The organism is Shewanella sp. 3_MG-2023 (assembly GCF_030548765.1).
Taxonomy (GTDB): Bacteria; Pseudomonadota; Gammaproteobacteria; order Enterobacterales; family Shewanellaceae; genus Shewanella.
The window spans coordinates 1-2,488 of the sequence record NZ_JAUOSH010000070.1; the positions used below are offsets into that span (position 1 = coordinate 1).

At 42.6% G+C, this 2,488-nt stretch carries 1 protein-coding gene and 3 tRNA genes; 2 read left to right on the forward strand and 2 right to left on the reverse strand.

From position 1 onward, the window contains the following. Nucleotides 1-289 precede the first annotated feature (289 nt). Nucleotides 290-365, reverse strand: a tRNA-Ala gene (locus tag Q4591_RS19965). Nucleotides 366-470: 105 nt separating this feature from the next. Continuing rightward, entirely contained in the window at nt 471-1,880 is a 1,410-nt protein-coding gene (gltX, locus tag Q4591_RS19970) for a glutamate--tRNA ligase (RefSeq protein ID WP_102436489.1), read from the reverse strand. 423 nt (nt 1,881-2,303) lie between these two features. Here gltX and Q4591_RS19975 point away from each other — a divergent pair. Together Q4591_RS19975 and Q4591_RS19980 are read left to right on the forward strand one after the other, a co-directional pair. Beyond that, nucleotides 2,304-2,379: transfer RNA gene (locus Q4591_RS19975), tRNA-Val, on the forward strand. Nucleotides 2,380-2,416: 37 nt separating this feature from the next. Then, nucleotides 2,417-2,488 (forward strand) — tRNA-Val (locus Q4591_RS19980).

The window sequence follows — 2,488 nt, forward strand, 5'->3', positions numbered from 1 at the left end:
TCCCCTAGGGGATTCGAACCCCTGTTACCGCCGTGAAAGGGCGGTGTCCTAGGCCTCTAGACGAAGGGGACCCGGACATATTGTTTCACTTCTAATATAACGAAGACCTATAAGTAACACTTTAGAAGGCTATTAAAGTGAAACCGCCGTGCTCTTAATAAAAATAGCGCGGTGTCCTAGGCATCTCTTCTTTAATCGAAGGGGACCCGGACTGCATTAAACTCTGCAAAAAGTGAATAACTCATTAAGTTCTGTAGGCTAAAACTTAACGCTTGAATTGTTGTAAAATTGGTGGAGCTACACGGGATCGAACCGTGGACCTCTTCGCTGCCAGCGAAGCGCTCTCCCAGCTGAGCTATAGCCCCTCAACTTTACAAATTGCATTTGGACATGCTGCGATAAATAATCACATCGTGTCTCAAGTACGGGGCGCATTCTATGCAGCCTGCCCAAAAGTGTCAACTCGTTTTTTAAGAATTTATTCTAGCTGCTACAAAATCAATCGCTTTGGATATTCTTTGTTCGCAACGAGCCTTTCCAATGAGAAATAAGGTTAAATCTACAGCAGGTGACATTCCGGCGCCTGTAACAGCGACACGTAAAGGCATTCCAACTTTACCCATTCCTACTTCAAGTTCTGCTGCGGTGTCTTCAATTGCTTGATGAATTGCTTCAACAGACCAATCAGATAGAGCAGAAATTTTTTGTTGGATTAACTTAAGTGGTTCCATTGCAACACCACGCAAGTGCTTTTTCGCTGCATTTTCATCAAAAGCGTCGAAATCTTCATAGAAGTAGCGACTAGATGCGGCTAACTCTTTTAAGGTTTTCGCTCTTTCTGCAAGTGCTGTGACAACTTCAGCTAAAGCAGGGCCGTTTGTGGTATCAATTTTTTGGTCATCCATATGCCATTGAAGGTGGCCTGCAACATATTCTGGTGCCGACTCTTTAATGTAATGCTGGTTTAGCCAATTTAATTTGTCAGTATTGAATGCAGAAGCTGCTTTGTTAATGTCATCCAATTTAAATAATGAAATCATTTCATCAATTGAGAATACTTCTTGATCGCCATGTGACCAACCTAAACGAACTAAGTAGTTCAATAGGGCTTCAGGTAAATAGCCATCATCACGGTATTGCATTACGCCAACTGCGCCATGACGTTTTGATAATTTAGCGCCATCGTCGCCTAAAATCATTGATACGTGCGCATATTCAGGAACAGGTGCACCTAATGCTTTTAAAATATTAATTTGGCGAGGGGTGTTATTGATGTGATCTTCACCGCGTACAACACAAGTGATCCCCATGTCCCAGTCATCAACAACTACACAGAAGTTATAAGTTGGCGTGCCCTCAGTTCGGGCAATGATCAAATCATCTAAAGTATCGTTAGCAAATTCGATGCGACCACGAACATGATCATCAAATACCACACTACCTTCTGTAGGGTTTTTGAAACGAATAACAAACGGCTCATCAGTTTCACGTGGCGCTAAGTTACGACAATGTCCATCATATTTTTGAGACTCACCATTAGCAGCTTGTTCTTCACGCATCGCTTCAATACGCTCACGTGAGCAGTAACACTTATATGCACTGCCTTGTTCTAGCATTTGAGCAATGATTTCATTGTAACGATCAAAGCGCTTGGTTTGGTAATACGGGCCTTCATCCCAAGTTAAGCCTAACCACTCCATACCTTCTAAGATCGCAGCGCAAGCTTCAGGTGTTGAACGTTCAATATCTGTATCTTCTACACGTAAAACAAACTCACCTTGGTTCGCACGAGCATATAGCCAAGAATAAAGTGCTGTACGAGCACCACCTACATGTAAAAAGCCTGTTGGGCTTGGAGCAAAACGCGTCTTAGTTGTCATAATGGGACACTGACCTATTTCTGAAAACGTCTATATAAAGACAGATATAATAAAGTGGCCGATATTCTATACCCAAACCACCACATTATGCGAGTTCCACTCTTGTTATTTTCATTCTTGTGGAGCAGGCATTCACTATAGTCAACGTCATCTAATATTGCGCAATCAATTTAAGTTTGAATATAAAGGTTAGTAGTAGTCTACTAACTAACAGGTATTAGTGGAGGCAGAAAGAATATAATAGGGGGCTTATCAATAGTGAGATGTTATTTATTCGCCAAAATCTGGTTGATGTCAGTAAAAGGCGGTCTAATGCGTCTAACAATCAACCAAGACGGCTGTTTTTAGCGCGCCTGAACTTTTTTAATCAAAAAGTCGTTGACAGTATTTCGTTGCTCCCTATAATACGGCCCCACACAGCGAGGTCGATTAGCTCAGCTGGGAGAGCACCTCCCTTACAAGGAGGGGGTCACTGGTTCGAGCCCAGTATCGACCACCATTCTTTTTATAAAGAATTAAAACATTATAAAATCCCAGGTCGATTAGCTCAGCTGGGAGAGCACCTCCCTTACAAGGAGGGGGTCACTGGTTCGAGCCCAGTATCGACC

Coding starts and splice junctions, on each gene's coding strand:
- gltX (WP_102436489.1), bottom strand. CDS start 1,880: ATGACAACTAAGACGCGTTTTGCTCCAAGCCCAACAGGCTTTTTACAT.